The sequence below is a fragment of the Pseudomonas sp. WS 5011 genome, from assembly GCF_012985775.1.
In the GTDB taxonomy this organism is placed as follows: Bacteria; Pseudomonadota; Gammaproteobacteria; order Pseudomonadales; family Pseudomonadaceae; genus Aquipseudomonas; species Aquipseudomonas peli.
Genome location: NZ_JAAQXA010000001.1, coordinates 331255 through 355666, shown reverse-complemented (window position 1 = coordinate 355666; position 24412 = coordinate 331255). Strand labels below are relative to the sequence as shown.

Genomic DNA, 24412 nt, shown 5'->3' with positions numbered 1-24412 from the left:
TTCAGTCGAGCAGTTCGATCAGCTGTTGGCGCAGCCAGGCGTGCGCCGGGTCGAGGTGCTGCTGCTGATGCCAGATCAGGCTGACCTGCACCGGCGGCATATCGAAGGGCAGCGGCGCGATTTCCAGCGCATGCACCGGAGCGAAGGCTTTGGCCAGACGCGCGGGCACGGTGCCGAGCAGATCGGTCTGGGCGACGATGGCCGGGATCGGTAGGTAGTTGGGCAAATGCAACGCCGCCTGCCGCCGCACCCTGGCCGAGCCGAGGACGATCTCCAGCGGCGAGCCACGTCCGGCGCGCGGCGTGACCGTGATATGCCGCGCCTGTTGGTAATCCTCCAAGCTCAGCCCGCCGATAAAGGCCGGGTGGCCGGCGCGGCCAATGGCCACCAGCGGTTCTTCACGCAGCGGCGCGTAGTGCAGGTCAGGCGAATCGAAGTGCAGGTAGTCGATGGCCAGGTCCAGCGCACCGCTTTCCAGGCGTTGCACCAGGCTGTCGGCATCATCGGCTTGCACCAGCAGCTCGACCTGCGCAGCGTTGCGCGCCAGGTGTGCTTGCAGCATGGGCAGCAGCGCAGCTTGTGCGTAGTCATTCAGGGATAGGCTGAAGGCGTGTGGGGTTTGTGGATCAAACGGCTCGGCCGGGCCCAGGCCGGTCTGCAGCAGGCGCAAAGCCTGACGTACCGGCAGATACAACGCCTGGGCGCGGGCGGTGGGCGTTAGGCCCCGGGCGGTGCGCAGAAACAGCTCTTCGCCGAGTTGCTGGCGCAGGCGGGCGAGGGCGTTGCTCACGGTTGACTGGCTCAGGTGCAGGCGTTCGGCCGCGCGGGTCAGGTTGCCTTCCTGCATCAGTGCATCGAAGACCAGCAGCAGGTTGAGGTCGAGCTGACGCAAATTCGTTATCAAGAATAATGCTCTTTCTGAATATCCATTATCGGAATGATCTGGCCGCGCCTAGACTGCTGTCAATCTGCACAGGAGTTATGCCGTGGCCTATAACAATGACAATGCCCAGGCTTTCCGCACACGTTATCGGGATGCCATCCACCCGCTGTACAACCCCTGGCTGCATGCCGCCTTTGTGCTGGCCTATGGCCTGACCTGCATCAGCCTGCTGTGGCGCACGCTGGACGCGGTGGCGCTTTGGCAATGGCTACTGGTGCCGCTGAGCCTGGTGTTCTTCAGCTGGGGCGAGTACCAGGTGCACAAGCGCCTGGGGCACAACAAGACGCGCTTCGGTCAACTGTTCTACAAGCGCCACACCGGCGATCACCACAGCTTTTTTGTCGAGGGGCAGATGCGCTACGAGACGCCGCGCGACTGGCGGGTGATCCTCTTTCCCGCTTGGTTGATCGTGCTTTACAGCCTGCCGCTGCTGGGCATTTGGTGGTTGCTGTCCCACATCGACGGCAACCTCGCCGCGCTGTTCGCTGGCAGCATGCTGCTGGGTTATATGAGCTACGAGGTGGTGCACGCCTGCGAGCATCTTCCGGCCGAGCATCCCGTCGCGCGGTTGCCGTGGATTCGCCAGATGCGCCGCCTGCATGCGTTGCACCACCGCCGTGAGCTGATGCATGCGCGCAACTTCGGCATCGTCCATCCGCTGATGGACTGGCTGTACGGCACCCTGCACTGGGAACCGGAGCCGATTTATCAGCAGAATCGCCAGCAGCATCGCATCCGTCTCACCCGCCCAGCGGATGACGTGCTGAGTTATGCAGCCGCGCCGATTCATTGGCCCGAATGGCATCCATCCTCACTGCGCATCTATGGCCGGGAGGGTGCATTGCTCGCCGGTGAGGTATTTGAAGAAGACATTCATGCCGGTGGCCGCGCCGGGCATCTGCGCTGGGATGTGCTCGACTACCAGCCAGATCGCCGCTGGCAGGCCTGCGCTCGTGGTGATCACGGGCTGGCGTTGCTGCTGACCTACGAGTGCATAGAAGTGGAGGGCGGTTGCGAGTTTGTCCGCACCCTGGAATACGGCTTCGACGGCCTGCTGATGCGTTTGGCCAACCGCCTGCTTCTAAGCCGGCGCATTGAGCGCGAATCCCTGGCCTCGATGCAGGCGCTGCGCGCGGTACTTGAGCGCAGCCAACCTGCAGGGTGATGACTTAGGAAGTGGACGTGATCGCCTGTTCCTGACGCTCACGCACCCAGAACACCGTGGCGCCGGCCACCGCTGCCGGCATCATCAGGATATTCAGCCCTGGCACCAGCAGTGCGGCGTAGGTGATGCCGCCAAAACCCAGGCTCTGCCAGCGTTTCTCACGCAGCCAGGCGAGCATGTCCTGCCAGCTCATCTTGTTGTTGTCTGCGGGGTAGTCGATGTACTGAATCGCCATCATCCAGACGCCAAACAGCAACCACAGCGGTGCGGCAATCAGGTTGACCACTGGGATAAAGCTCAGGATCAGCAGACCAATGGCGCGGGGCAGAAAGTAGCCCAGCTTGCGCATCTCGCGGCTGAGGGTGCGTGGCACCATGGCAGTCAGTTCGGCCAGGCTGAAGGGCGGAAAATCATCCTGCCCGCGCACCACCACTTCGACCTTCTCCGCAAGAAAACCGTTAAACGGCGCGGCAATGATATTGGCCAGCAGGGTGAAGGTGAAAAACACCATCAGCAGTACCAGCACGACAAACAATGGCCACAGCACGTATTCAAGAAAGCTCAGCCAACTCGGCAGGCTGGGCATAAAGGTCTCGACCCAGCCACTGAACTGCTGCATGGAGAGCACAATCAGCGCAGTAAACAGGATCAAGTTGATCGTCAGCGGCAGCAGCACAAACAGCCGCAGGCCGGGGCTAAGGACCAGTTTCAGACCTTCGGCAAGGTATTGCGGGCCGGTCAGCACGGGGGCGTGCATGGGTGGAGTCTCCAGGAAGTTGAAATCGCGCCGACCTTACCGGCTTTGTGTGGCAGGTGAAAGCCTCTGCAACGGACGCTAACGATTGCCGGTGTGCGCTTATAGCGCTTGCCTATGCACAGTATTGGCAAAGCATATTTCCGCAGTGCGTCGGGCAGGCATAGGCTGCGCAGCATCCCTTTGTGGGGCTTTCGACCTTATTACCTTCCCCTAGGTCCTCGCGAAAGTCCCTTTTTATTGCTGCCGGCAATGCCGGGAGGAGCTGTTGATGTCTGCTGATCGTCATGCCCGCGTGATCATTCTGGGCTCCGGCCCTGCCGGCTACAGTGCGGCGGTTTATGCTGCGCGTGCCAATCTCAAGCCCTTGCTGATCACCGGCCTGCAGGCCGGCGGCCAGTTGACCACCACCACTGAGGTGGATAACTGGCCCGGTGATGTACATGGCCTGACGGGGCCGGCGCTGATGCAGCGCATGCAGGAGCATGCCGAGCGTTTCGAGACGGAAATCGTCTATGACCATATCAATGCCGTGGACCTGGCCGGTAAGCCGTTCACCCTGGTCGGCGACAGCGGCACCTACAGCTGTGATGCGTTGATCATCGCCACCGGAGCCAGCGCCCGTTACCTAGGCTTGCCCAGCGAAGAAAGCTTTATGGGCAAGGGTGTTTCCGCGTGCGCCACGTGCGATGGTTTCTTCTACCGCAACCGTGAGGTCGCGGTGGTCGGTGGCGGCAATACGGCAGTGGAAGAGGCGCTTTATCTGGCCAATATTGCCGGTAAGGTCACCCTGGTACACCGCCGGGAAACCTTCCGCGCCGAGAAGATTCTGCAGGACAAGCTGCAAGCGCGGGTCGCCGAAGGCAAGATCGTGCTCAAGCTGAATGCCGAGGTCGATGAAGTGCTCGGCAACAACATGGGCGTGACCGGCGTGCGGGTGAAGAACAACGATGGCAGCTTTGACGAGCTGAACGTTGATGGCTTGTTCGTCGCCATTGGCCATACGCCGAACACCTCGCTATTCGAAGGCCAGCTGGCGCTCAAGGACGGTTATCTGGTGGTCAACGGTGGCCGCGAAGGCAATGCCACTGCTACCAGCATTCCAGGCGTGTTTGCGGCTGGCGATGTGGCTGACCACGTTTACCGCCAGGCCATCACCTCGGCCGGTGCCGGTTGCATGGCTGCGCTGGATGTGGAGCGTTATCTCGACGGTCAGTAAGTCTGAGAATGCAAAAAGCCTCGATTTAATCGAGGCTTTTTGTTGTCTGCCGTCTGCTTAGAATCTGTTTACGATCTTGCGAGCTAGAGCCAGACAAGGCAAAAACAGCCGAGGAAGCGGAGTTTACGAGTTGTAAATGAGCATTCCGAGGCTGTTTTTAACGCCGGATGGCCGACGCGCAGCAGATCGTAAGCAGTTTCTTAGACCCAGGTGTTCAGCTTCAAGTCCCGCGAACTCATGCGCAAAAACTGATCGCTGGCTTTGACCAGCAGGGCGTGTTCGTCGACGGTCAGTTCGCTGCTCTTTTTACCCTGCGCTTCACTGCGGTAGAGGGTTCTTCCGCCTTCTTCGCGCAGACGTTGGTAGCGCTGGCTGCGTGCTTCCACTTTGAGGGTCAGCAGGTCAACGTAGGCGACTTGCATCAGTTCACTCTGCCCGGTTTCCAGAGCACAACGCTGCAGGGCAGGGGTGTGGGTGAAGGGCGATTCGGAGAGCATCACCTGCTGGCATTCGCTGAGGTCCGGGCGTGGCTCACCGTTGTGGAACCAGTTGCCACGGATGTCACGCTTGAGGTTAAGGCTGCGTTGACCGTGGTTGTCGACCTTCAGCCACAGGCGGCGAAAGCGCCAGCGCGGGTCGCAGTTAATCACGTAGGTCGCGGCGATGCTGTGGCCTTGCAGGCTTTGCATCAGATGGCTGGTGGCGTTGATGCCGTGTTCATCGATGTTCAGGCGCAGGTTTTCCACGCCGGGGTTGTGCCATGGTTTCCATACCAAGGTCTGCTGCATTTACGCGACTCCAAGCCAGGTAGGGGTAAGAAACCGGGAGCGCACGGCCATAACGCAGCACGGAGCACCGTCCCTGGTGTTCTCGTTCAAGTAATGGCGCGCAGCATAGGAGGATTAAAGTCAGATGTCTGTCAGCCTTTGCCGACAGTTGCGCAAGTTTCTGCGCGCGCATTCGCGCGATTGATTACAAACTGTTGCGTTGCAGCGATGGCTGTTCGAATCGTACGCCCGCCAGGCCAGTTTCCATCAAGGCGCGGATATTGCCGTGGTCGCTGCCGCTCGGGGTATTGAGTACGCTGCGGTAATGCTCACCAAAGCACAGCAGGGCTTCTTCTACACTCAGGCCTTCAAGCAAGGCCAGGCCTAGGGTCTTGCACGAACCTTCATTTTGCCCGGCGGCGTTGTGCACTGCGCCATTGTCGAAGGCGCTGGGCTGGTACTGGTAGTGCTCCGCGATAAACGCCAGGGTCTCGGCGAAGGTGAAGTGCTCGCTGCGCAGTTTGGCGCGAAAGTCGTTGAGGTGGCTCATTACTTTTTTCCCTTGCTGAAGGCGGCCTGCTGCTCGGCGCTGGCGTCCTTCTGGTATTTAGCTTTCCACTCTGCATACGGCATGCCGTAGACCTCTTCGCGTGCCTCATCCGGTGTGACGGCAACGCCGATGTCATCGGCAGCGGCTTTAAACCATTTGGACAAGCAGTTACGGCAGAAGCCAGCCAGGTTCATCATGTCGATGTTCTGCACGTCAGGGCGTGAGCGCAGGTGGTGCACCAGGCTGCGGAAGGCGGCGGCTTCAAGTTCGAGGCGTTCTTGCTCGGTCATGGCGATGCTCTCTGAAGGCAAGCGGGAGTACGTTGGCGGCGATGATAAAAGCATGCCCGCCCGGCGGCAACGACCCGGCACAGGACGCACCGGGGATCATATAAGGCCGTTTCAGCGTTTTCTCTAGCGATGTCCAGCGAGGGTGATGGACACCGACTCGGCAAAGCGCAGGGCGTGCAGTTTATCCACTTCAACCTCGGCGTAGCCTACGTCCGGGTTGGCCATCACCAGGTCGAGAATTTCCTGGGTCATGCGCTCGAGCAGGGCGAAGCGATGCTCTTCAACATGGCGGATCACGGCCTTGGTGATGGTGCGGTAATTCAGCGCGTGGTCGATGTCGTTGTCCCGTACCGCCTCTACGGCGGGATAGAGAATGGTCAGGTTGATCAACACATCCTGCTTGTTGTTGATCTCCTCTTCCTTGATGCCAATGTAAGTGCGCAGGCGCAGGTCTTTGACGCGGATGCGGGCCATCCCAGGTTCCAGTCGCGGCATTACTTGCTCCGTCCGATCAGTTGCAGGAATTCATGGCGAGTGTTGCAGGATTCGCGGAAGGCTCCAAGCATCACCGAGGAGGTCATTACTGAGTTCTGCTTCTCCACGCCGCGCATCATCATGCACATATGCTTGGCTTCGACGACCACGGCCACGCCGGCGGCATTGGTGACCTGCTGGATCGCGTCGGCGATCTGCTTGGTAAGGTTTTCTTGGATCTGTAAGCGCCGCGCGAACATGTCGACGATGCGCGCGACCTTCGACAGGCCGAGCACCTTGCCGGTAGGAATGTAGGCGACGTGGGCCTTGCCGATAAACGGCAGCATGTGGTGCTCGCACAGCGAATACAGCTCGATGTCGCGAACGATCACCATCTCATCGTTATCGGACTCGAACAGCGCGCCGTTGACCACTTCTTCCAGGCTTTTGTGGTAGCCATTGCACAGGTATTGCATCGCCTTGGCAGCACGTTTTGGCGTGTCCAACAGGCCTTCGCGTTCAGGGTTTTCACCGACGCCAAGAAGAATCTCACGGTAGTGATTGGGCAGTTCTGGGGTCATTGCAGGATCCTCGCGGCCGGGTTCATTTGAGATGACGGCCGCCGTTGACAGTAAGGGTTGTGCCGGTGACATAGGGGTTGTCGAGCAGGTAGCGCAAGCTTTGGTAGATCACCTGTGGCCCGGGTTCGATGCCCAGTGCCGATTTGTTGAGGGTTTTGGCGCGGTACTCGGCAGTGTCGTCCGGGTTGAACATGATCAGCGCTGGGGCGATACCGTTAACTTTGATCTGCGGGGCGAAGCGCGCAGCAAATGACAGCGTCAGGCTGTCCAGTCCGGCTTTGCTGGCGCAATAGGCTGACCGGTTGGCGCTGCCCTTGCGTGCCACGTCATCGCTGATGTGCACGATATCGGCCGGCGAGCTGCGTTCCAGCAAGGGTTGGCAATGCATGTTGATCAAATAGGGGGCGAGCATGTGCACGCTGAACAATCGCTGAAACGCCGCGGCTTCTTCGCCGGGCGTTTCCACCAGCCAATCGGAGGCGTTGTGCACAATGGCGCGCAGGCTGTCAGTGTGTCCTTTGAGTTGTTCAATAAACGCCAGGATGCCCGCCTCATCGGCAAAATCTGCCTGTAGGGCCAGGGCACCGCGTTGCCGGAGTCGATCGATGCCGTCGCGTTCACTGCGGTAGGTCACGATCAGCGCGTGGCCGTCATCCAGCAGGCGCTCGGCACAGTACAGGCCAATACGCTGGCTAGCTCCGGTTATCAGGATGGGTGCGGCGCTGGCGCTCATGGTCGACTCGGCAGAAGGAAAAAGGTGGGTTCAGCGACGCTGCGCCGGGTTACCTGACCAGTAAGACGCGGCCTCGACTGAACCAGGGGTAAAGTTATACCAGCAATGTGCTTTGTACAACCATGCGGCCCGTGCGGGTACTGCGTCTAAACGGCTTAATTTGCCTATTTCATTGAGCTGTATCGGTATTTTTTGTGGATGAGGGCTGAATAAAATTGTTTTAATCGTGTACAAATTTGGTTTTCTTGTACAGGTATGCAGCGTATGAAGCCGTGACAATTGAGTGTTGCAGTGCTGTTTGGGCGCGTGCGTCGTGTGGAAGTGCTCACGCTGCGCTGCTGCGGCTACAAGGTGCAGGTGATCAGTAGGGCAGGTCGCGTGCGCACGCTGGAATATGCCCCGGGCCGCCAGCTATGGCCTGGGTTGGCAATGCTTAAGGCGCGTCTGCGTGGCTGCGGTATCAGGCAAATGCTTTTGCTGCAGCCCGAGAGTCACGACGAAATTATTGGGCGCCCTGTACTGCTTGAGCCAGACCCAGGTCTGCGGATCACGCTGCGCTGATGCGCTAACGCGATTTTTTGCTGACGTCGCATGTTGCATCCTTGCAGCGACGACTCGCATCCGGGTGGGGAAGCCAGTCAAGGTGTGGCCGTAGCCGGCAAAACAATCGATAACCCAGTTCAAACAGTGGCCGCAATGCGGGCCATGTCAACGGCGTGGCCCAGTGCCCAAGGCCCGCCGCGCGCCAGCTCCATAGCGTGGCATCCAGGCCGGTGACCCACTGGCCATCAGCGAAGCGGGCGTGCAGGAGGTTCTGCAGGGTTTCGCGGCTGTATCCGACGGACTCGGGGTGAAAGTCGTTGACGCTGATATCAACCAGGCACAGCCGTTGTACATCAGCACGCTGGCGCAACAACTTGATCTCGCGGGCGCACAGCGGGCAGTCGCCATCGTAGTAGAGGGTCAGGGGCCAGCTCGGTTGCATATTCATGGTCTAACTCTTTGTATAAGTCTTGTACAAAGTATGCTGGAAATAGCTGGGTTACAATGCGGCCAACATTTTTTCTGTGATACCTGCGCCTATGTCCGATCACGTTGGTAGTGCGTCCCTCGTTTCGAGTGCTCTCAAGCAGGAAGAGTTATTTCCCATTCGTGAAGTGGCGCGCCTGACTGGTGTCAATCCGGTCACCCTGCGGGCTTGGGAGCGGCGCTATGGGTTGATCCAGCCGACGCGCACCGACAGCGGTCATCGTCTGTATTCACAGGTCGATATCGAGTCGGTGCGCAGCATCCTGGCGTGGATCGAGCGCGGCGTTGCAGTTAGCAAGGTCGGTAAGATTCTGGCCAAAAGCAGTTCGATCAAATCAGCCAGCTCGCCAGTTTATGAAGAAGTCAGTGCCAGCGAATGGGGCGAGTGGCAAGCCCAGCTCCGCCGCGCCATCAGTGCCTTTGATGAAGTGCGCTTGGATCGACTGTACGGCCAGATTTTCTCCAGCTATCCACTGCCCGTGGTGTTTCAGGACATCCTGATGCCGCTGTGGCAGGAGCTGTTGCTGCGCCAGGAGGAATACGGCCAGACCAGCGAATGGCTGTTTTTCGACACCTTCCTGCGTGCACGTACGTTGCAGCGCCTGCAGGTGTTGCGCGCTCAGGTTGAGGAGCGCGTGCTGCTGGCGGCCTTGCCGGGCCACTGCCGCGAGTTGGAGCTGCTGGTAGCTGGGTTGCTCTTGAGCAGCGCCGAAACGGCGGTCAGCGTATTGGGCCTGGGCCAGCCGTTGGAAGAGCTGACGCTGATCTGTGAAAAAATGCAGCCCCAGGCGCTCGTGCTGTTCTCCAACCAGCCGCCCACTGATGATCTGCCTAAAGTGCTCTCGCGCCTTGCGCTGGCGCTGGATTGTCCGCTGGTGATGGCCGGTGACGGTGCTGACCTCGCCGAGGAAAGTCTCAGCGGCTCACCGATTGCCTGCTTGGGCAATGAAGGCCGCCTGATGCAGCGCCGCCTGCAGCAGTTTCTGGCTGGCCACCTCGATACCTGATTTCTCCACTAAGTACCCCTGAATTTGAGCGGCCTCCCGGCGGGTGGTCGCGCTTTGGTGTGCCCAGAAATTACTGTCGTTTTTAATTAGTTGTACAGCTTGTACAGAAAATTGCTTGCTATCTGGGTCTTTAGGCTATACAAAAGCTATACATTTTTTGTTTGTGTATAGCCTGTATCCATTCGTACAGCTTGAGGACTCAGCAACATGACCCAATACCGTGCACCCCTTCGTGACATGCGTTTCGTTTTTGACGAGGTGCTCGACGCTTATGCCACCTTGCAGTCGCTGCCTAGTCAGCGCGAGTTCGGAAACGACCTCGGTGGCGCCATTCTGGAAGAAGCCGCCAAATTGGCGGAGAACGTACTGGCCCCACTCAATGGCCCCGGTGATAAGCAGGGCTGTCAGTACGATCCGGAAAGTAAATCGGTTAAAGCACCGGACGGTTTCCGCGCTGCTTACCAACAGTTCGCCGAAGGCGGATGGACCGCACTGGCCTGTACCCCCGAGTTTGGCGGTCAGGGCTTGCCCCATGTGCTGAACATGATGGTTGAGGAGATGGTTTGCTCGGCCAACCTGTCGCTGGGCATGTACCCAGGCCTGACTCATGGCGCGATCAATGCGCTGACTGCTCACGGTGCCCGTGAATTGCAGGAACGCTACCTGCCAAAACTGATCAGCGGTGAGTGGACAGGCACCATGTGCCTGACCGAGCCACAGTGCGGTACCGACCTGGGCTTGATCCGTACACGTGCTGTACCTCAGGCGAACGGCAGCTATGCCATCAGCGGTACCAAGATCTGGATCACCGGTGGGGAACACGATCTGGCCGACAACATCCTGCACCTGGTATTGGCTAAGCTGCCCGATGCACCGGACAGCGTAAAAGGCATTTCACTGTTCCTGGTGCCCAAGTTCTTGGAAGACGGCAGCCGTAACCCGGCATTCTGCGGTGGTCTTGAACACAAAATGGGTATCAAGGGTTCAGCCACCTGTGTGATGAACTTCGAAGGGGCTCAGGGCTGGCTGATTGGCGAGCCGAACAAGGGCCTCAAGTGCATGTTCACCATGATGAACTCGGCGCGCTTGATGGTGGGCATGCAAGGGCTTGGTATTGCTGAAAGTGCTTACCAAGTCAGCCTTGGTTTCGCCAAAGAGCGCCTGCAAAGCCGTTCGCTGTCGGGCCCGAAAGCCGCTGATAAACCTGCTGATCCAATCATTGTGCATCCGGACGTACGCCGCATGTTGCTGCGCCAGAAGGTGACCATCGAAGGGTGCCGTGCCCTGGCCTACTTCACCGGTCTGCACGAGGATGTGGCTCATGACCATGAAGACCCAGCTGTGCGTGAGCAAGCCGATGATCTGGTGCAGTTGCTGACGCCGGTGGTTAAAGCCTTCCTCACCGACGAAGGCTTCAACAGTGCCAACGAAGGGTTGCAGGTACTCGGCGGCTCCGGGTTTACCGAGGACTGGGGCATCGAGCAGCTGGTGCGTGATTCACGTATCACACGAATTTATGAAGGGACCAACGGTATTCAGGCGCTTGACCTCGTGGGTCGCAAGCTAGCGCTGGGTGGGGGACGTGCTGTGCGCAATTACTTCGCCCTCATCGAGGGTTGGCTCAAGGCGCATGCCGAGGCTGATCACGTAATGGCCGTGGGTGGTGCACTCAAGCAACTGCAGCAAGCCACGATGTGGATTGCCACCGAAGGCATGAAAGATCCTGAGCAAGCGGGTGCTGCAGCTACACCTTACTTACGTCTGTTCGCCCTCACCAGCCTGGCCTGGATGTGGGCACGTATGGCTGCGGTGGCCAAAGCCAAGCTTGCCGAAGGCAGCACAGAAACAGCCTTTTATGGCGCCAAGCTGAAGTCTGCAGACTTCTTTATGGCGCGCATCCTGACGGAAACCCACAGCCTGCTGGCTGAGGTTAAAGCTGGTAAAGCCACCTTGATGGCCTTCAGCGATGAGGAATTTGCTGCCTAAAACGACTGCGCAATCCGATAGCCACAAGTTCCGCCCATTTTCGGTTATCGGATTTTTTTATCCCTGCTGCAGGCATTTAGCCTGCACTTTAGGCCCGCCTGATTGCGGGTCTTTTTTTGTCTGTTAGTTGTGGGCGTTGTTCAGCCGTGGCGTGCCTGTGGTTGTTCGCGTAGCAGGTGTTGCTGGTAAATGTAGTGGCGCAGCTGCTCATCGCCTTGCGGGTCAAGGGTATGCAGCTGATAGGCCTGCAGACCGTCTGCGGTTTCGCGGACAAAGACCCCCGATACGGCAATTGGTGCGTGTTCATCCACGGGTAACACCAGTTGAAAGCTCTTGGGTGCCTTGCGCTGTGCGCGGTGTTCGATCAGTGCACCGTTCGCAGACAACTGATGAATCCACAGGTCACTCGGCTGTGTGTTGGGCTTGTACAGCGGTAACGGCTCGGGCAGGGGCGAGCGCCATGCACGGTTGATCTCGCCTTCATCGATGATCTGCGGCGCGCCGAGCTGCAGGCAGGGTGCATTACGTTCATCCTGGCTAAGGTGCTGGTTGGCGATGTGCGCATGCAGGCTCAGCTGTTCATTGGCCGCACACTGCGACAGCAGTTCGCTGAGCTGTTTGCCCAGTTCAACCGGCACGCCCGTTTGTCTGGGCGGCACGCTGTTCGTGGGCTGATGCAGCTGGCGGATAAAGGCCAGTTCGGCCTGAGTCAGAAGTGCTTGTTCTTGCATGGGAGCGGTCTATATCAAGCTCTGGAGCTGTTGTGACCGCTGATCTGGGGATTAGTTAGTGCCGGTCGTCGCCTGCAAACGTGCCAGCTCGGCTTTGAGGACGGCCATCTCGGCTTCCAGCTCTTTGACCCGTTCCTGGGCTAGCACTTGTTCGGTGACGTTTTTCTGGATGCCGATGTAGTAGGTCAGCTGGTCGGCGTCATTAACCACCGGGGTGATTGATAGCTCGTTCCAGAACGGGCTGCCGTCCTTGCGGTAATTGCGGATGATCTGCCGGCACGGACGGTGGGCTTTGACCGCCTCACGGATGGCATCCAGGCCTGCTTGATCGCGGTCGCCAGCCTGCAGAAAACGACAATCCTGATAAAGGATGTCTTCGCTGGCGTAACCCGTGAGTTTTTCAAAGGCGGGATTGGCATAGATCAGGATGTTGTCGTCACCTTCCTGTTCGGCCACCACGATGCCGTCGTTGGAGGCGTTGATCACCAGTTGCAGCAGTTTGGCGTTGATCATGAGGCGATTTCCCAGTCTATGTCGGCTGCATTCTAAAACATCCGGGCGCTCTGTCTACTTGCGGCATAATGCCGTGCTTATCGATTTGGTTCTGACTGTTTCGGAGTTCTGCATGAAAATCGCCATCCTTTCCGGCTCGGTGTACGGCACCGCTGAGGAAGTTGCCCGCCACGCCGAGCGTCTGCTCAAGGCCGCCGGCCATGAGGCCTGGCACAACCCGCGCGCCAGTCTGGCGGATATTCAGGCGTTTGCTCCTGAAGCTTTTCTGGCGGTGACGTCGACCACCGGCATGGGTGAATTGCCGGATAACCTGCAGCCCCTGTACTACGCCATTCGTGATCATCTGCCGGCCTGGAGTGGTCTGCCGGGCGGGGTAATTGCCCTGGGCGACTCCAGCTATGGCGACACCTTCTGCGGTGGTGGGGAGCTGGTGCGCGAGCTGTATGCCGAGCTGGGCATCCGTGAAGTGCAGCCGATGCTGCGCCTGGACAGCAGCGAAAGCGTGACCCCGGAAACCGACGCCGAGCCCTGGCTGGCGGACTTTATTGCGGCGCTGCACGGCTGATGCACCCGCGCGCGCAAGAGCTGATCACGGCGCTGCAACTCCAGGCGCATCCGGAAGGTGGCTATTACCGCCGCCTGTATGAATCGTCTGCGCAGCTTGACGGTGGCCGTCTGTGCGGCACGGCGATCATCTTTCTGCTTCCCGCCGGCGCGGTCAGCCGTTGGCATCGGGTGGATGCCGACGAGCTCTGGCACTTTTATGAAGGTGCGCCGTTGGAGTTGCTGGTCGCCGAGCAGCCCGATGCCGTGCGCTGTGCGCGCTTGGGCCCGGTGGCAATTGGTCAACTGCCGCAGCGCTTAGTGCCAGCACATGCCTGGCAGGCGGCGCGCAGCACCGGGGCGTTTACCCTGGTGGGTTGTACGGTGACGCCGGGTTTCGACTTCGCCGGCTTCCAGTTGCTCAGCGATGACCCTCAGGCCCAGCGCGACTGGCCCATGCTGGCGCAGCTGCATCCCGAGCTGGTTTGACCTGCAAGGCCACCATGCTGGCCGCTAGAGCGACTCACCTTTGCGGCATCCCTCGCTAGACTCCTTGGCACTTCAATAACAAAAGCCGAGGAATTCATCATGACCGTTGCCCACGCACTGCCTGTTGTCAGCCTCAAGGATCAGGTGTCTGCTGCCGAATGGCAGACCCGCGTAGACCTGGCCGCTTGTTACCGGCTGATTGCCCTGTATGGCTGGGATGACCTGATCTTCACCCATATCTCGGCCAAAATTCCCGGCAGCGAAGACTTCCTGATCAACCCCTATGGTCTGATGTTCCATGAGATCACAGCCTCCAGCCTGGTGAAGATCGACCTGGCCGGCAACAAGCTGATGGACAGCCCGTTCGACATCAACCCCGCCGGCTACACCATCCACAGCGCCGTGCACGAGGTGCGCCACGATGTTGGTTGCGTGCTGCATATCCACACCCCGCAGGGGATTGCCGTATCCGCGCAAAAGCAGGGTTTGCTGCCACTGTCGCAGCAGTCGCTGTTCGTTCTCGCCAGCCTGGCCTATCACGGCTATGAAGGGGTGGCGCTGAACCATGACGAGAAGTCGCGGCTGCAGGCGGACCTGGGCGACAAGAACTTTATGATCCTGCCCAACCATGGCTTGCTTACCGCTTTCGGCAGCATCGCCGATGCCTTCCTCGGCATGTTTACCCTGCAGCGCGCCTGCGAGATTCAGGTGATGGCGCAGAGTGGCGGGGCGGAGCTGATCCATATCCCGCAACAGGTCCTCGACGGTGCCCGGGCGATGATTGCCGGCGTGATGAAAAGTCCGCAGGGCATGGGTGGCGCTTTGCCGTGGCCGGCGCTGCTGCGCAAGCTGGATCAACAGATGCCAGGTTACGCAGCATGACGGCGCTGCCAGGGATTGCCCTGGCGGATTGGCGCAGTGCGGGGCTGACCTTTAGCTTTAACGGCCATGGCATCTGCTACTGGACGGCCGGTCAGGGCGAGCCGCTGTTGCTGATTCACGGCTTTCCGACCGCCAGCTGGGACTGGCATTACCTGTGGGCTTCACTGGCTGAGCGTTACCAGGTAATTGCCTGCGACATGCTCGGCTTTGGTGACTCGGCCAAACCCCGTGGACATGCCTACAGCCTGCTGGAACAGGCTGATCTGCAACAGGCGCTGCTGGCGCATCTGGGGATTGGTCAGCCAGTGCATGTGCTGGCCCACGACTACGGCGACAGCGTGGCGCAGGAGCTGCTGGCACGGCATCAGAACGGGCGCGTACAACTCGCCAGTTGTGTCTTTCTCAATGGCGGGCTGTTTCCGGAAACCCACCATCCGGTATTGGTGCAGAAGCTGCTACTCAGCCCCATCGGCCCGCTGATTGGCCGGCTATTCAGCCGCCAGAAGCTGGCGCAGAGTTTTGCCAAAGTGTTCGGCCCACAGACCCAGCCCAGTGAGCGTGAATTGGATGACTTCTGGAGCCTGATCGCCGCCCACAACGGCCCGGCGGTGATGCACCGCTTGATCCGCTATATGCCCGAGCGCCGCGTCAACCGCGACCGCTGGGTGGCGGCGATGCAGTCCACGGCGGTGCCGATGCGGGTGATCGATGGCGCAGTCGACCCGATTTCCGGGGCGCATATGGTGGCGCGTTACCGCGAGCTGATCCCCCAGCCGGACACCGTGCTACTGGAGGGCATTGGTCATTATCCGCAGACCGAGGCCCCAGCTCAGGTGCTGGCGCATTACCTGCAATTTCGTGAAGGGCTGGAGGCCACATAATGCAACGACGTACTGTTCTGAAAGGTGCCGCCATCGGTGGTGTAGCGGCTTTGGGGGCCGGGTTCTGGGCATTGCCCAGCGGTGAGGCGCCAGCCGCAGTCAGCCTGGATGCGGCCCAGCAGCTTTTGGCCGGTTTGGTCGATCAGCCATTGCGCAGCCTCAAGGGTTGGAGCCCGGCTGAAGTGTTCAACCATTGTGCGCAGAGCATCGAGTACTCCATCAGTGGTTATCCCGAACTCAAGCCGGGTTGGTTCCGCAGCAGCGTCGGCCCGCTGGCCTTTAGCGTATTTGCCGCGCGTGGGGCGATGCGTCATCCGCTGAATGAGGCCATTCCCGGCGCGGCCCCGCTGAATGCGCCAGCTACGCAAGCCCACGCGCTACAGCGTTTGCAACAAGCCTTTGCCGACTTCGCTGCGTATCAGGGCGAGTTGCAGCCGCATTTTGCCTACGGCGCGCTTAGTCATGCCGATTACGCTCAGGCCCATGTGTTGCATCTGTATAACCACTTGAGCCTGATCCGCCCTGCCTGACTATCCCGCTGCTTTATTGCGCACCATTCAGCGCTGCGCGTAGCTATTGTGACCAGAGCGCGACTGTTGGACACTCGGCGCATTGTTAATCTGCCGAGGAATGCTGCATGAGCGACGCCATCCGTTTTCAAGATCAGGTTGTAATCGTCACCGGGGCCGGCGGCGGCCTGGGCCGCGCCCATGCGCTGTTGTTCGCCAAGCACGGTGCCAAGGTGGTGGTGAATGACTTGGGCGGCAGCACCCACGGTGAAGGCGCCAATGCCTCGGCGGCCGATAAGGTGGTTGAGGAAATCCGCGCAGCGGGCGGCACCGCTGTGGCCAACCACGACTCAGTGACCGACGGCGAGAAGATCGTGCAGTGCGCCCTGGATACCTTTGGCCGCATCGATGTGGTGGTGAATAACGCCGGCATCCTGCGCGACAAGACTTTCCACAAGATGGAAGACGCCGACTGGGACCTGGTTTACAAAGTCCACGTCGAAGGTGCCTACAAGGTCACCCGCGCCGCCTGGCCGCATATGCGTGAGCAGGGTTATGGTCGGGTGATTTTCACCGCATCCACGTCGGGCATTTACGGCAACTTCGGTCAGTCCAACTACGGCATGGCCAAGCTCGGCCTGTACGGCCTGACCCGCACCCTGGCCCTCGAAGGGCGCAAGAACAACATCCTGGTCAACGCCATCGCGCCTACTGGCGGCACGCGCATGACCGAAGGCCTGATTCCGCCGCAAGTGTTCGAGCAGCTCAAGCCTGAGCTGGTCAGCCCGCTGGTGGTGTACCTGGCGAGCAATGCCTGCGAAGAAACCTCCGGCCTGTTCGAAGTCGGCGGTGGCTGGATGGGCAAAGTGCGTTGGGAGCGCAGCCTGGGTGCTGGCTTCGATCCGCGTGAAGGCTACAGCCCGGAAGACGTGGCGGCCAACTTCGCGCAGATTTGCGACTTCGAAGGTGCGGCCCATCCAAAGGACAATATCGAAGCGATGAAAGAGATGATGGCCAACCTGCAGAAGTTCGCCCTCTGATTGCGCCACTCTGGCGGGGAGATCGGTCAGCAGGCTGATTTCCACCGCGCAGGGCTTTAAGGTGAAGGCCGGCTAAATGCCGGCCTTCGGCTTTTTAGGGAGCAGGTTATGCGCGTCATTATCGAAAAAAACGGCCCGGTCACTACCCTGATCATCAACCGCGCTGAGGTGCGCAATGCAGTCGACCGGCCGACGGCTGAGGCGCTGGCCTCTGCCCTACGTGCATTCGAGGCGGATGAGCAGGCGCGGGTGGCGGTGCTGGCTGGGGCGGGTGGAACCTTCTGCGCCGGCGCTGATCTGGGTGCGGTGGCTGCAGGCGCTGAGCGCGCCAATCGCCTGGAAACCGAGGGTGACGGGCCGATGGGGCCGAGTCGCATGCTGCTGAGCAAACCGCTGATTGCCGCCATCGAAGGTCACGCGGTAGCCGGTGGCCTGGAGCTGGCGCTGCTCGCCGACCTGCGGGTGATGGCCGATAACGCCGTACTTGGGGTGTTCTGCCGGCGCTTTGGCGTGCCGCTGATCGACGGCGGCACCGTGCGTTTGCCACGGATTATCGGCCAGGGCCGCGCGCTGGATCTGATTCTCACCGGTCGCCCGGTAGTGGCCGAGGAAGCGCTGAGCATGGGCCTGGTCAATCGGGTGGTCTCAGCCGGTAGCGCGTTGGCTGCAGCGCAGCAACTGGCACTGGAGATTGCCGGCTTCCCACAACGCTGCATGCTCGCTGACCGCGCCAGCGCTTATGCGCAGTGGGATCTTCCTTTTGCGCAGGCGCTGGGCAACGAGTTTGCCGGCGGCATGGCGGTGATTGCCAGTGGCGAAACCCAGGCCGGCGCACAGCGCTTCAAGGATGGTACGGGGCGACACGGCAAATTCTGAGCCGCGTGTTTACGGTTTGCCCGGAATCCCGTATTTACGCAGACGCATGGCAATCGCGCTGTGCGAGGTGTGCAGACGGGTCGCCAGTTGCCGGGTCGAGGGATGGCTGGGATAGAGCTTTTCCAGCAGGGCTTTTTCGAACTGGTCCACTGCCGCTTCCAGGCTGCTGACTTCGCCCTCGGCCTGCTGCGCTGCTACTGCGGTGCCAGCGATATCCAGATCATCGATCTGCACCAGATTGCTTTCGCAGATGGCGGCGGCGCGGAAAATCACGTTCTGCAACTGCCGCACATTGCCCGGCCAGCGGTTGCCCAGCAGCGCCGGGTAGGTGTCCGGCGTCAGGCGGCAAGGAAGGCGTTGGATCTGCGCGCAGGCCTGCTGCATAAAGTGCCGCGCCAGCAGCAGGATGTCCTGGCCGCGTTCGCGCAGGGGCGGGACTTCCAGGTTGAGCACGTTGAGGCGATAGAACAGGTCCTCACGGAACGCGCCCTCGTTGACCATCTTTTCCAGGTCGCGGTGTGTGGCGCTGAGGATGCGCACATTGACCTTGACCTCACGCTCGCCGCCCACGCGGCGGAAAGTACCATCGCTTAAAAAGCGCAGCAGCTTGGCCTGCAGGTACGGTGACATTTCGCCGATTTCATCGAGAAACACCGTGCCCTGGTTGGCCAGTTCCAGCAGCCCCGGCTTGCCGCCGCGCTGGGCCCCGGTAAAGGCGCCGGGGGCGTAGCCGAACAGCTCGCTTTCGGCGAGGTTCTCCGGCAATGCCGCACAGTTAAGCGCGAGAAATGGCGCTGTGCGTCGCGTGCTGATGGCGTGACAGGCGCGCGCCACCAGCTCTTTGCCGGTGCCGGTTTCTCCCTGAATCAGCAGCGGCGCATCCAGGGTAGCAACGCGCTGGGCGCGGGTCTTCAGGCTGCGAATCGGTGCGGAGTCACCGAGCAGCGAGTCGAAGCCTTCGGCATGGTCGTGGTGCAGTGCCGCCAGGCGCTCGCCGATGCGGCTCGGCGCATACAGGCTGAGCAGGCCGCCGGCCAGTTGCCGCGCGCCGCCATCGACGCCTTCGGTGATCGGCTGCGCATCCAGCAGCAGCGCCTGGCCCTTGAGCGTGACCTCGCGCATTGGCAGGCGGAAACCCTGGTCGAGCAGCGCCTGGTGCAGATCGTTGTCGGCGAACAGCTCGCCAATGCCCAGGCCATCAGGCTGTTGGCCACAGAGTTCGATCAGCGCCGGGTTGGCCAACAGCACGCGGCCCTGGCTGTCGACCGCCAACACCGGGTCGGTCATGGCCGCAAGCAGGGCGTCGAGCTGCAGATGGCGGCGCTGGCCGGGGAGGATGTCGACAATGGTCACCGCCTGCACGCCACGTACCTTGAACAGCGCCTCGCGCAGCTCGTCGAGCACATCGGTGCTCAAGGTCGGCGCGTCTATGTAGACGTTCGGCGGCACCATCTCCACCGCATCCAGATTGAGATTGCGCCCACCGAGCAGCGCCAGCACTTCCTGGGTGATGCCAACGCGGTCGATAAAGCTGACGTGAATACGCATGAAAACGGGCGGCCGACTGGTTTACAGGTGCGCCAGTATGCCCGGTCTGTGGGGCTTAGTTAACCGAGGGGCGCTCAACCGCACGTCAGGCGAATGATCACTTCGCTTTCATCGATATCGATATTCAAACGCTGCGGGTTGTAATCCATGGTCGCGGCGTCGCCGGGGGCGAGCACGCGGAGGGTTTTGGCGTTGGCCTGCTGCTGCACCTGCTCGATCAGCTCGCTGCTGGCGGTCTGACCGAGTACGCCATGAACCTGCTCGACATTGCAGTCGCCGCTGATTTCGGCGCTTGGTTGGGCGGGCTGCTGTGAGCTGCAACCGGCCAGTAGGGCGAGGAGGCTGAGGCCGGTGAGGGCGTGACGAAGTGCCATGTTCTATTTCCTTGTCTGCATAAAACTCGGGTCAGCCTAGCAGCCGTATCCGTTGTAGCTCAACGTTGGGCTGCTCAATCCGTACAGGTTACTGCATCAGCATTTCCGCAAGCCCGGCCAACTTCCCTACAATTGCGCTTTTCCCCAGAGCAGGAGGTTCTGTGCAAGCGGTGATCTCGATTCAACAGCTGAGCAAGACCTACGCCAGCGGCCATCCGGCGCTGCAGGACATCAACCTGGACATTCGCCCCGGCGAAATCTTTGCGCTGCTCGGCCCCAACGGCGCCGGCAAGACCACCCTGATCAGCATCATCTGCGGCATCGTCAATCCAGGCGGTGGGCGGGTGTTGGTGGGCGGTCAGGACATCATCAAGGACTACCGCGCTTCGCGCTCGCAGATCGGTCTGGTGCCGCAAGAGCTGGTCAGCGATGTGTTCGAAACCGTCTGGGCGACGGTGAAGTTCAGCCGTGGCCTGTTTGGCAAGAAGCCCAATCCGGCCTATCTGGAACAACTGCTCAAGGACCTGTCGCTGTGGGAAAAGCGCGACGCGAAGATTTTCGAGCTGTCCGGCGGCATGAAGCGTCGGGTGATGATCGCCAAGGCGCTGAGCCATGAGCCACAGATTCTGTTCCTCGACGAGCCCACTGCCGGCGTCGATGTCGAACTGCGCCGCGATATGTGGAACATGGTGCGCCGTCTGCGTGAGCGCGGTGTGACCATCATCCTCACCACCCACTACATCGAAGAGGCCGAGGAAATGGCCGACCGCATCGGGGTGATCAGCAAAGGCCGGATCATTCTGGTGGAAGACAAGCAGGCGCTGATGCACAAGCTCGGCAAGAAACAGCTGACGCTGCAGCTGCAACAGCCCCTGGCGAGCATCCCGGCTGAGCTGGCGCGTTACCCGCTGGAACTGAGCGACGAGGGCCGCGTGCTGGTGTTCACCTTCGACACCCAGAGCGAGCACACCGGCATCGCCGAACTGCTCAAGGACCTGGCCCAGCACGGCATCGACTTCAAGGATTTGCAGTCCAGCCAGAGTTCGCTGGAAGAAATCTTTGTGTCTTTGGTCAAGGAGTCGCGCGCATGAATTTCTACGCAATCCGTGCCATCTACCTGTTCGAACTGGCGCGCACCTGGCGCACCTTGTTGCAGAGCATCGCCACCCCGGTGATCAGCACCTCGCTGTATTTTGTGGTGTTCGGTTCGGCCATCGGTTCGAGCATGACCCAGGTGCAGGGCGTCAGTTACGGCGCGTTTATCGTGCCGGGGCTGATCATGCTGGCGCTGCTCACCGAGAGCATTTCCAACGCCTCGTTCGGCATCTACATGCCCAAGTATTCGGGGAGCATCTACGAGCTGCTGTCAGCGCCGGTGTCTTACCTGGAAATCCTCATCGGCTATGTCGGCGCGGCGGCCACCAAGTCGATCATTCTCGGCCTGGTGATCCTGATTACCGCGCGGCTGTTCGTCGATTTCGAAATTCTCCACCCGCTGTGGATGCTGGCGTTTCTGGTGCTGACCGCGCTGACCTTCAGCCTGTTCGGCTTCATCATCGGCGTCTGGGCAGACGGCTGGGAGAAGTTGCAGGTGGTGCCGGCGCTTATCGTCACACCGCTGACCTTCCTCGGTGGCGCGTTCTACTCGATCAGCATGCTGCCACCGGCCTGGCAGACGGTGACGCTGTTCAACCCGGTGGTGTACCTGATCAGTGCATTCCGCTGGAGTTTCTACGGCGTGTCCGACGTCAACGTCGGCCTCAGCCTGGCGATGATTCTCGGCTTTCTGCTGCTGTGCATTCTGGCCGTGGGCGTGATCTTCAAGACCGGTTATCGGTTGAAAAGCTGAAGCGCGCTTGATGCGCTAGTGTGAAATGGTTCTTGCTGCGCGGCAGGTGCATCACGCAGCCACTGCCGTTATGGAGTGCAATGCAATGGACCATTCTGCCGCCTTGCCAGCTCTGCTGGCGCAGCTCTACCGCGATGAATCGCGCGCGTGCTGCCCACCCTGATCTATCTGCTGGGCGATTTCGACCTGGTCGATGACGCGCCGCTTCTCAATCGCCGCCTGGGCCGCGTCCAGCCTGCCCGTGATTCCTATCAGCGGGCACTGCAACTGGCGCAGCAGGGCGCTGATCGGCAGTTTCTGCAGATGCGCCTGGACGAGTTGCCGACCGGCTAAGCCGATATCCGCCTGGCGGATAAACGCAGCTTGGCTACCGTTGGTCGGGCCTGAAAATATTTTGGACGGCGCTATCGATTCAGCGCTGCGCCGATAGATTAGTCAGTAACCGCGCCGCATCCCCGGAGAACGCCATGAAATTCCCGTGCTTGTTCTACAGAAACGAGCATGCGCTTCATCACTCGCCCGACAGCCCGCGTGACGAGGAGTGTTTCGCCTACGCCGAGTCGGTGGCGCAGAGCGGCCGCATGCTCGCCGCCGAAGCGCTGGAATCGGTGCAGACAGCCACCACGGTGCGCATGCGCGGCGGCAAGCGGTCGATCACCGATGGGCCGTTTGCCGAAACCAAAGAGCAGCTGGCCGGTTTCTATCTGGTCGAGGCCCGCGACCTGAACGAAGCCATCCAGCTGGCCGGGCATATTCCGGCGGCGCGCGTCGGTTGTGTGGAAGTCCGCCCGGTGCGCGAGCTGCAGGTTTGACCCCACCACGAGAGCAAGGAGCGTCGAAATGAGCAGCACTCAAGCACAGATTCAACAGCAATTGGACTCCTGGGCCACCGCCTGCCGCAGCAAGGATGTCAGCCAGATCATGCGCCACTACGCCGAGGATGTGGTGGCCTACGATGCCATTGGCCCGCTGCGCTTTGTTGGCCGTGCGGCCTATCAGGCACACTGGCAGGCTTGCATGGAAGCGTGCCCCGGCCCGGGCTTGTTCGAGATTCATCAGCCGAGCTTTTTGCTCAGTGGCGAGCTGGCCGTGGTGCACTACCTGTTCCACTGCGGCGGAACCGATGACCAGGGCGTATTGCACAGCAGCTGGATGCGCGTCAGCCAGTGTTTCCGCCTGCTGGGAGGGCAATGGTTGATCGCCCACGAGCATTTCTCCATGCCGGGCGACATGGAAAGCGGAAAAATTTTGTTTGATTTGCAGCCCTAGTCTTGTAACTCACGGGGGGCAAGGGTTTGAGCACTTCTACAGTATTGATATTGCATATTTGTGGCTGCGACCAACGTCTTAGGGGTTGCCTACAGGGGGGCTTAGTGGCGTAGGCTGGAGTTGTCGCCTTGCTTGGCGACGCTTTCGCGAACAGTTGAAGAAGGAAAGCTTTATGCAAATCCAAGTTCACAGCGATAACCACATCGAAGGCAGTGCTCGTCTGGTTGAGTGGGTGAGTGCCAGTGTTTCCAGCAAACTGGAGCGCTTCGATGACGAGTTGACCCGCATCGTTGTCCACCTGCATGACGACAACGGCGCCAAAGCCGGCGCGCACGACAAACGCTGCCAGATCGAAGCACGGCCAAAAGGCCTGCAACCTATTTCCGTCACCCACAAGGCCGAGTCACTGGAACAGGCCATCGACGGCTCCATCGAAAAACTGCACCACGCCCTTGAGCATCAATTCGGCAAACTGCGCAGCAAGCGCGTCACGCCACTGCACGCCGATGAGGCGAACGATATTCCCGGTCAGGACGCATTGCTGGAAGAGGACTTCCTCGCTGAGGAACGTCTGCGCGCTGTCTAGGTAAACGTCACGGGCAACCGGCCAGGCTGGCTGCCCATCAACCCATCACACGCGCCCCCGCAGGTTTTTGCGGGGGCGCTGTCGTTTCAGGGCCTCACTAAGTGGTGCGCTGCCTGCCAGCGGCAACAGCCTGCCTGAGGCGGCAAAGCGTTTCCTCTTCGTTCAAGGCTGAGTGCGCAGAAAGCCCGGTTTTACTGGCGTGTAGGTGGTTGGCCCATATTCTGCAGAAATGCCTGCCAGCTGACCTATGCAGGGATTCGCCATGACCAGTATTTCCAACAACTCGCCGCTGGCGAGCTACTTTGCCAACACCGCCAAACCCACGACGGATGGTGCTGCGGGCAGCGCCAACAGCAAGGACAAACCCGCTGCGGCCACTGACCCGCTTGCGGAAATTCACCGCTTTGCCAGCGGCATGGTGGCCAACAGCCGCGGCGGATTGTTGCGCGCGATGAACGCCGAAAGCAGCGGTGCCAGTAATGCGATTGCCAGTGATCGCTTCCGCCCGGTAACCGAGCAGGCCAGCGATACGTCGAAAATTGCCTTGCCGGATGTCGCTGAACTGGACCGTGAAGATGCAGCCAAACTGCTGGCGCAAATCAACAAGCTGGTCGACGCCGGCCTGGACAAGACCGACAGCTTTGTGGGTTACAACGGCGACAAACAGACAGAGTCGTTGACCACCTACCGTGATTGGCTGCAGGCCCGGGGCGGCGTCAGTATTTACGTCTAAGCATTCGGCCGTTGATATTGCCGCTGGGCGTCCAGCGCATTGGGCTGGTTTCAACGCGCGAGGTGCGCCAAGATCATCCGAACACATTGAT

At 60.3% G+C, this 24412-nt stretch carries 31 protein-coding genes; 18 read left to right on the top strand and 13 right to left on the bottom strand.

Annotation, left to right across the window (positions count from 1 at the left end):
• Nucleotide 1 precedes the first annotated feature (1 nt).
• On the bottom strand, nt 2-904 hold the full coding sequence (locus HBN63_RS01740; protein WP_170048146.1) for a LysR family transcriptional regulator: 903 nt from the start codon (nt 902-904) through the stop codon (nt 2-4).
• A gap of 82 nt (nt 905-986) precedes the next feature.
• Here HBN63_RS01740 and HBN63_RS01735 point away from each other — a divergent pair, with 82 nt between their 5' ends.
• The gene (locus HBN63_RS01735; protein WP_170048145.1) at nt 987-2108 is read left to right on the top strand and encodes an SRPBCC family protein; all 1122 of its coding nucleotides are present in this window, start codon (nt 987-989) and stop codon (nt 2106-2108) included.
• A gap of 4 nt (nt 2109-2112) precedes the next feature.
• Here HBN63_RS01735 and cysZ read toward each other — a convergent pair whose 3' ends face one another.
• Nucleotides 2113-2865: a sulfate transporter CysZ gene (gene cysZ, locus HBN63_RS01730; RefSeq protein WP_170048144.1), complete on the bottom strand. Its 753-nt coding sequence runs from the start codon at nt 2863-2865 to the stop codon at nt 2113-2115.
• Between the two features lie 268 nt (nt 2866-3133).
• Here cysZ and trxB point away from each other — a divergent pair, with 268 nt between their 5' ends.
• Nucleotides 3134-4081 (top strand): thioredoxin-disulfide reductase, encoded by a 948-nt coding sequence (gene trxB / locus HBN63_RS01725; protein ID WP_170048143.1) that lies wholly within the window; start codon nt 3134-3136, stop codon nt 4079-4081.
• Nucleotides 4082-4281: 200 nt separating this feature from the next.
• On the opposite strand, the gene HBN63_RS01720 is transcribed toward trxB, so the two are convergent.
• From HBN63_RS01720 to HBN63_RS01690, 7 genes are all read right to left on the bottom strand, one after another.
• Nucleotides 4282-4869, bottom strand: coding sequence for a putative glycolipid-binding domain-containing protein (locus HBN63_RS01720; protein WP_160088191.1), 588 nt, complete (start codon nt 4867-4869; stop codon nt 4282-4284).
• A gap of 184 nt (nt 4870-5053) precedes the next feature.
• Nucleotides 5054-5398, bottom strand: a complete 345-nt coding sequence (locus HBN63_RS01715) for a HopJ type III effector protein (RefSeq protein ID WP_170048142.1) — start codon at nt 5396-5398, stop codon at nt 5054-5056.
• The gene (locus tag HBN63_RS01710) at nt 5398-5688 is read right to left on the bottom strand and encodes a DUF1244 domain-containing protein (RefSeq protein WP_090251667.1); all 291 of its coding nucleotides are present in this window, start codon (nt 5686-5688) and stop codon (nt 5398-5400) included. Before HBN63_RS01710 ends, HBN63_RS01715 begins: the two co-directional genes overlap by 1 nt.
• 123 nt (nt 5689-5811) lie before the next feature.
• The gene (folX, locus tag HBN63_RS01705; RefSeq protein ID WP_170048141.1) at nt 5812-6183 is read right to left on the bottom strand and encodes a dihydroneopterin triphosphate 2'-epimerase; all 372 of its coding nucleotides are present in this window, start codon (nt 6181-6183) and stop codon (nt 5812-5814) included.
• Nucleotides 6183-6743, bottom strand: coding sequence for a GTP cyclohydrolase I FolE (folE, locus tag HBN63_RS01700; RefSeq protein ID WP_090251672.1), 561 nt, complete (start codon nt 6741-6743; stop codon nt 6183-6185). Before folE ends, folX begins: the two co-directional genes overlap by 1 nt.
• 22 nt (nt 6744-6765) lie before the next feature.
• Nucleotides 6766-7476, bottom strand: a complete 711-nt coding sequence (folM, locus tag HBN63_RS01695) for a dihydromonapterin reductase (RefSeq protein WP_170048140.1) — start codon at nt 7474-7476, stop codon at nt 6766-6768.
• A 565-nt stretch (nt 7477-8041) separates the two neighbouring features.
• Nucleotides 8042-8467: a DUF393 domain-containing protein gene (locus HBN63_RS01690; RefSeq protein WP_090251679.1), complete on the bottom strand. Its 426-nt coding sequence runs from the start codon at nt 8465-8467 to the stop codon at nt 8042-8044.
• 91 nt (nt 8468-8558) lie between these two features.
• Here HBN63_RS01690 and HBN63_RS01685 point away from each other — a divergent pair, with 91 nt between their 5' ends.
• Nucleotides 8559-9512 carry a MerR family transcriptional regulator gene (locus HBN63_RS01685; protein WP_160088183.1) on the top strand — a complete coding sequence of 318 codons (954 nt, stop codon included), beginning with the start codon at nt 8559-8561 and terminating at the stop codon, nt 9510-9512.
• Nucleotides 9513-9719: 207 nt separating this feature from the next.
• On the top strand, nt 9720-11498 hold the full coding sequence (locus HBN63_RS01680; RefSeq protein WP_170048139.1) for an acyl-CoA dehydrogenase C-terminal domain-containing protein: 1779 nt from the start codon (nt 9720-9722) through the stop codon (nt 11496-11498).
• 140 nt (nt 11499-11638) lie between these two features.
• Here the strand turns inward: HBN63_RS01680 and HBN63_RS01675 are convergent, their stop codons facing one another.
• Nucleotides 11639-12229, bottom strand: coding sequence for a hypothetical protein (locus HBN63_RS01675; protein WP_170048138.1), 591 nt, complete (start codon nt 12227-12229; stop codon nt 11639-11641).
• 51 nt (nt 12230-12280) lie between these two features.
• Nucleotides 12281-12742 carry a PAS domain-containing protein gene (locus HBN63_RS01670; RefSeq protein ID WP_090251690.1) on the bottom strand — a complete coding sequence of 154 codons (462 nt, stop codon included), beginning with the start codon at nt 12740-12742 and terminating at the stop codon, nt 12281-12283.
• A 112-nt stretch (nt 12743-12854) separates the two neighbouring features.
• Here HBN63_RS01670 and HBN63_RS01665 point away from each other — a divergent pair, with 112 nt between their 5' ends.
• The 7 genes from HBN63_RS01665 to HBN63_RS01635 all read left to right on the top strand — a co-directional run bounded on the left by HBN63_RS01665 (nt 12855) and on the right by HBN63_RS01635 (nt 17962).
• The gene (locus HBN63_RS01665; protein ID WP_160088178.1) at nt 12855-13307 is read left to right on the top strand and encodes a flavodoxin; all 453 of its coding nucleotides are present in this window, start codon (nt 12855-12857) and stop codon (nt 13305-13307) included.
• A complete protein-coding gene (locus HBN63_RS01660) occupies nt 13307-13774 on the top strand; it encodes a cupin domain-containing protein (protein ID WP_170048137.1) in 468 nt (155 codons plus the stop codon). Before HBN63_RS01665 ends, HBN63_RS01660 begins: the two co-directional genes overlap by 1 nt.
• Before the next feature lie 99 nt (nt 13775-13873).
• Complete coding sequence (locus HBN63_RS01655) at nt 13874-14656, top strand: class II aldolase/adducin family protein (RefSeq protein WP_108489704.1); 783 nt, start codon at nt 13874-13876, stop codon at nt 14654-14656.
• Nucleotides 14653-15537: an alpha/beta hydrolase gene (locus tag HBN63_RS01650; protein WP_170048136.1), complete on the top strand. Its 885-nt coding sequence runs from the start codon at nt 14653-14655 to the stop codon at nt 15535-15537. Before HBN63_RS01655 ends, HBN63_RS01650 begins: the two co-directional genes overlap by 4 nt.
• The gene (locus tag HBN63_RS01645; protein ID WP_170048135.1) at nt 15537-16067 is read left to right on the top strand and encodes a DUF1569 domain-containing protein; all 531 of its coding nucleotides are present in this window, start codon (nt 15537-15539) and stop codon (nt 16065-16067) included. Before HBN63_RS01650 ends, HBN63_RS01645 begins: the two co-directional genes overlap by 1 nt.
• 107 nt (nt 16068-16174) lie before the next feature.
• The gene (locus HBN63_RS01640; protein WP_090251709.1) at nt 16175-17086 is read left to right on the top strand and encodes an SDR family oxidoreductase; all 912 of its coding nucleotides are present in this window, start codon (nt 16175-16177) and stop codon (nt 17084-17086) included.
• Between the two features lie 108 nt (nt 17087-17194).
• Nucleotides 17195-17962 carry a crotonase/enoyl-CoA hydratase family protein gene (locus HBN63_RS01635; protein WP_170048134.1) on the top strand — a complete coding sequence of 256 codons (768 nt, stop codon included), beginning with the start codon at nt 17195-17197 and terminating at the stop codon, nt 17960-17962.
• Nucleotides 17963-17971: 9 nt separating this feature from the next.
• Here the strand turns inward: HBN63_RS01635 and HBN63_RS01630 are convergent, their stop codons facing one another.
• Together HBN63_RS01630 and HBN63_RS01625 are read right to left on the bottom strand one after the other, a co-directional pair.
• Nucleotides 17972-19510, bottom strand: coding sequence for a sigma-54-dependent transcriptional regulator (locus tag HBN63_RS01630; RefSeq protein WP_170048133.1), 1539 nt, complete (start codon nt 19508-19510; stop codon nt 17972-17974).
• Nucleotides 19511-19584: 74 nt separating this feature from the next.
• The gene (locus HBN63_RS01625; RefSeq protein ID WP_090251717.1) at nt 19585-19884 is read right to left on the bottom strand and encodes an I78 family peptidase inhibitor; all 300 of its coding nucleotides are present in this window, start codon (nt 19882-19884) and stop codon (nt 19585-19587) included.
• Between the two features lie 161 nt (nt 19885-20045).
• Between HBN63_RS01625 and HBN63_RS01620 the strand changes: the two genes are divergently transcribed.
• The 7 genes from HBN63_RS01620 (at nt 20046) to HBN63_RS01590 (ending at nt 24321) form a co-directional block, all read left to right on the top strand.
• Nucleotides 20046-20975, top strand: a complete 930-nt coding sequence (locus HBN63_RS01620; protein WP_170048132.1) for an ABC transporter ATP-binding protein — start codon at nt 20046-20048, stop codon at nt 20973-20975.
• The gene (locus tag HBN63_RS01615) at nt 20972-21733 is read left to right on the top strand and encodes an ABC transporter permease (RefSeq protein ID WP_090251723.1); all 762 of its coding nucleotides are present in this window, start codon (nt 20972-20974) and stop codon (nt 21731-21733) included. Before HBN63_RS01620 ends, HBN63_RS01615 begins: the two co-directional genes overlap by 4 nt.
• A 147-nt stretch (nt 21734-21880) precedes the next feature.
• A complete protein-coding gene (locus HBN63_RS01610; protein ID WP_170048131.1) occupies nt 21881-22066 on the top strand; it encodes a hypothetical protein in 186 nt (61 codons plus the stop codon).
• 134 nt (nt 22067-22200) lie between these two features.
• Nucleotides 22201-22545 carry a YciI family protein gene (locus HBN63_RS01605; RefSeq protein WP_170048130.1) on the top strand — a complete coding sequence of 115 codons (345 nt, stop codon included), beginning with the start codon at nt 22201-22203 and terminating at the stop codon, nt 22543-22545.
• 28 nt (nt 22546-22573) lie between these two features.
• Nucleotides 22574-23002, top strand: a complete 429-nt coding sequence (locus tag HBN63_RS01600) for a nuclear transport factor 2 family protein (protein ID WP_170048129.1) — start codon at nt 22574-22576, stop codon at nt 23000-23002.
• Between the two features lie 172 nt (nt 23003-23174).
• Nucleotides 23175-23588, top strand: a complete 414-nt coding sequence (locus HBN63_RS01595) for an HPF/RaiA family ribosome-associated protein (RefSeq protein ID WP_090251725.1) — start codon at nt 23175-23177, stop codon at nt 23586-23588.
• A gap of 262 nt (nt 23589-23850) precedes the next feature.
• Nucleotides 23851-24321: a hypothetical protein gene (locus tag HBN63_RS01590; protein WP_170048128.1), complete on the top strand. Its 471-nt coding sequence runs from the start codon at nt 23851-23853 to the stop codon at nt 24319-24321.
• The last annotated feature ends 91 nt before the right edge of the window (nt 24322-24412 follow it).

Coding starts and splice junctions, on each gene's coding strand:
- folE (WP_090251672.1), bottom strand. CDS start 6,743: ATGACCCCAGAACTGCCCAATCACTACCGTGAGATTCTTCTTGGCGTC.
- folM (WP_170048140.1), bottom strand. CDS start 7,476: ATGAGCGCCAGCGCCGCACCCATCCTGATAACCGGAGCTAGCCAGCGT.
- HBN63_RS01605 (WP_170048130.1), top strand. CDS start 22,201: ATGAAATTCCCGTGCTTGTTCTACAGAAACGAGCATGCGCTTCATCAC.
- HBN63_RS01645 (WP_170048135.1), top strand. CDS start 15,537: ATGCAACGACGTACTGTTCTGAAAGGTGCCGCCATCGGTGGTGTAGCG.
- folX (WP_170048141.1), bottom strand. CDS start 6,183: ATGCCGCGACTGGAACCTGGGATGGCCCGCATCCGCGTCAAAGACCTG.
- HBN63_RS01715 (WP_170048142.1), bottom strand. CDS start 5,398: ATGAGCCACCTCAACGACTTTCGCGCCAAACTGCGCAGCGAGCACTTC.
- HBN63_RS01635 (WP_170048134.1), top strand. CDS start 17,195: ATGCGCGTCATTATCGAAAAAAACGGCCCGGTCACTACCCTGATCATC.
- trxB (WP_170048143.1), top strand. CDS start 3,134: ATGTCTGCTGATCGTCATGCCCGCGTGATCATTCTGGGCTCCGGCCCT.
- HBN63_RS01670 (WP_090251690.1), bottom strand. CDS start 12,742: ATGATCAACGCCAAACTGCTGCAACTGGTGATCAACGCCTCCAACGAC.
- HBN63_RS01595 (WP_090251725.1), top strand. CDS start 23,175: ATGCAAATCCAAGTTCACAGCGATAACCACATCGAAGGCAGTGCTCGT.
- HBN63_RS01650 (WP_170048136.1), top strand. CDS start 14,653: ATGACGGCGCTGCCAGGGATTGCCCTGGCGGATTGGCGCAGTGCGGGG.
- HBN63_RS01665 (WP_160088178.1), top strand. CDS start 12,855: ATGAAAATCGCCATCCTTTCCGGCTCGGTGTACGGCACCGCTGAGGAA.
- HBN63_RS01720 (WP_160088191.1), bottom strand. CDS start 4,869: ATGCAGCAGACCTTGGTATGGAAACCATGGCACAACCCCGGCGTGGAA.
- HBN63_RS01675 (WP_170048138.1), bottom strand. CDS start 12,229: ATGCAAGAACAAGCACTTCTGACTCAGGCCGAACTGGCCTTTATCCGC.
- HBN63_RS01590 (WP_170048128.1), top strand. CDS start 23,851: ATGACCAGTATTTCCAACAACTCGCCGCTGGCGAGCTACTTTGCCAAC.
- HBN63_RS01630 (WP_170048133.1), bottom strand. CDS start 19,510: ATGCGTATTCACGTCAGCTTTATCGACCGCGTTGGCATCACCCAGGAA.
- HBN63_RS01660 (WP_170048137.1), top strand. CDS start 13,307: ATGCACCCGCGCGCGCAAGAGCTGATCACGGCGCTGCAACTCCAGGCG.
- HBN63_RS01615 (WP_090251723.1), top strand. CDS start 20,972: ATGAATTTCTACGCAATCCGTGCCATCTACCTGTTCGAACTGGCGCGC.
- HBN63_RS01685 (WP_160088183.1), top strand. CDS start 8,559: ATGTCCGATCACGTTGGTAGTGCGTCCCTCGTTTCGAGTGCTCTCAAG.
- HBN63_RS01655 (WP_108489704.1), top strand. CDS start 13,874: ATGACCGTTGCCCACGCACTGCCTGTTGTCAGCCTCAAGGATCAGGTG.
- HBN63_RS01680 (WP_170048139.1), top strand. CDS start 9,720: ATGACCCAATACCGTGCACCCCTTCGTGACATGCGTTTCGTTTTTGAC.
- HBN63_RS01600 (WP_170048129.1), top strand. CDS start 22,574: ATGAGCAGCACTCAAGCACAGATTCAACAGCAATTGGACTCCTGGGCC.
- HBN63_RS01640 (WP_090251709.1), top strand. CDS start 16,175: ATGAGCGACGCCATCCGTTTTCAAGATCAGGTTGTAATCGTCACCGGG.
- cysZ (WP_170048144.1), bottom strand. CDS start 2,865: ATGCACGCCCCCGTGCTGACCGGCCCGCAATACCTTGCCGAAGGTCTG.
- HBN63_RS01690 (WP_090251679.1), bottom strand. CDS start 8,467: ATGAATATGCAACCGAGCTGGCCCCTGACCCTCTACTACGATGGCGAC.
- HBN63_RS01625 (WP_090251717.1), bottom strand. CDS start 19,884: ATGGCACTTCGTCACGCCCTCACCGGCCTCAGCCTCCTCGCCCTACTG.
- HBN63_RS01710 (WP_090251667.1), bottom strand. CDS start 5,688: ATGACCGAGCAAGAACGCCTCGAACTTGAAGCCGCCGCCTTCCGCAGC.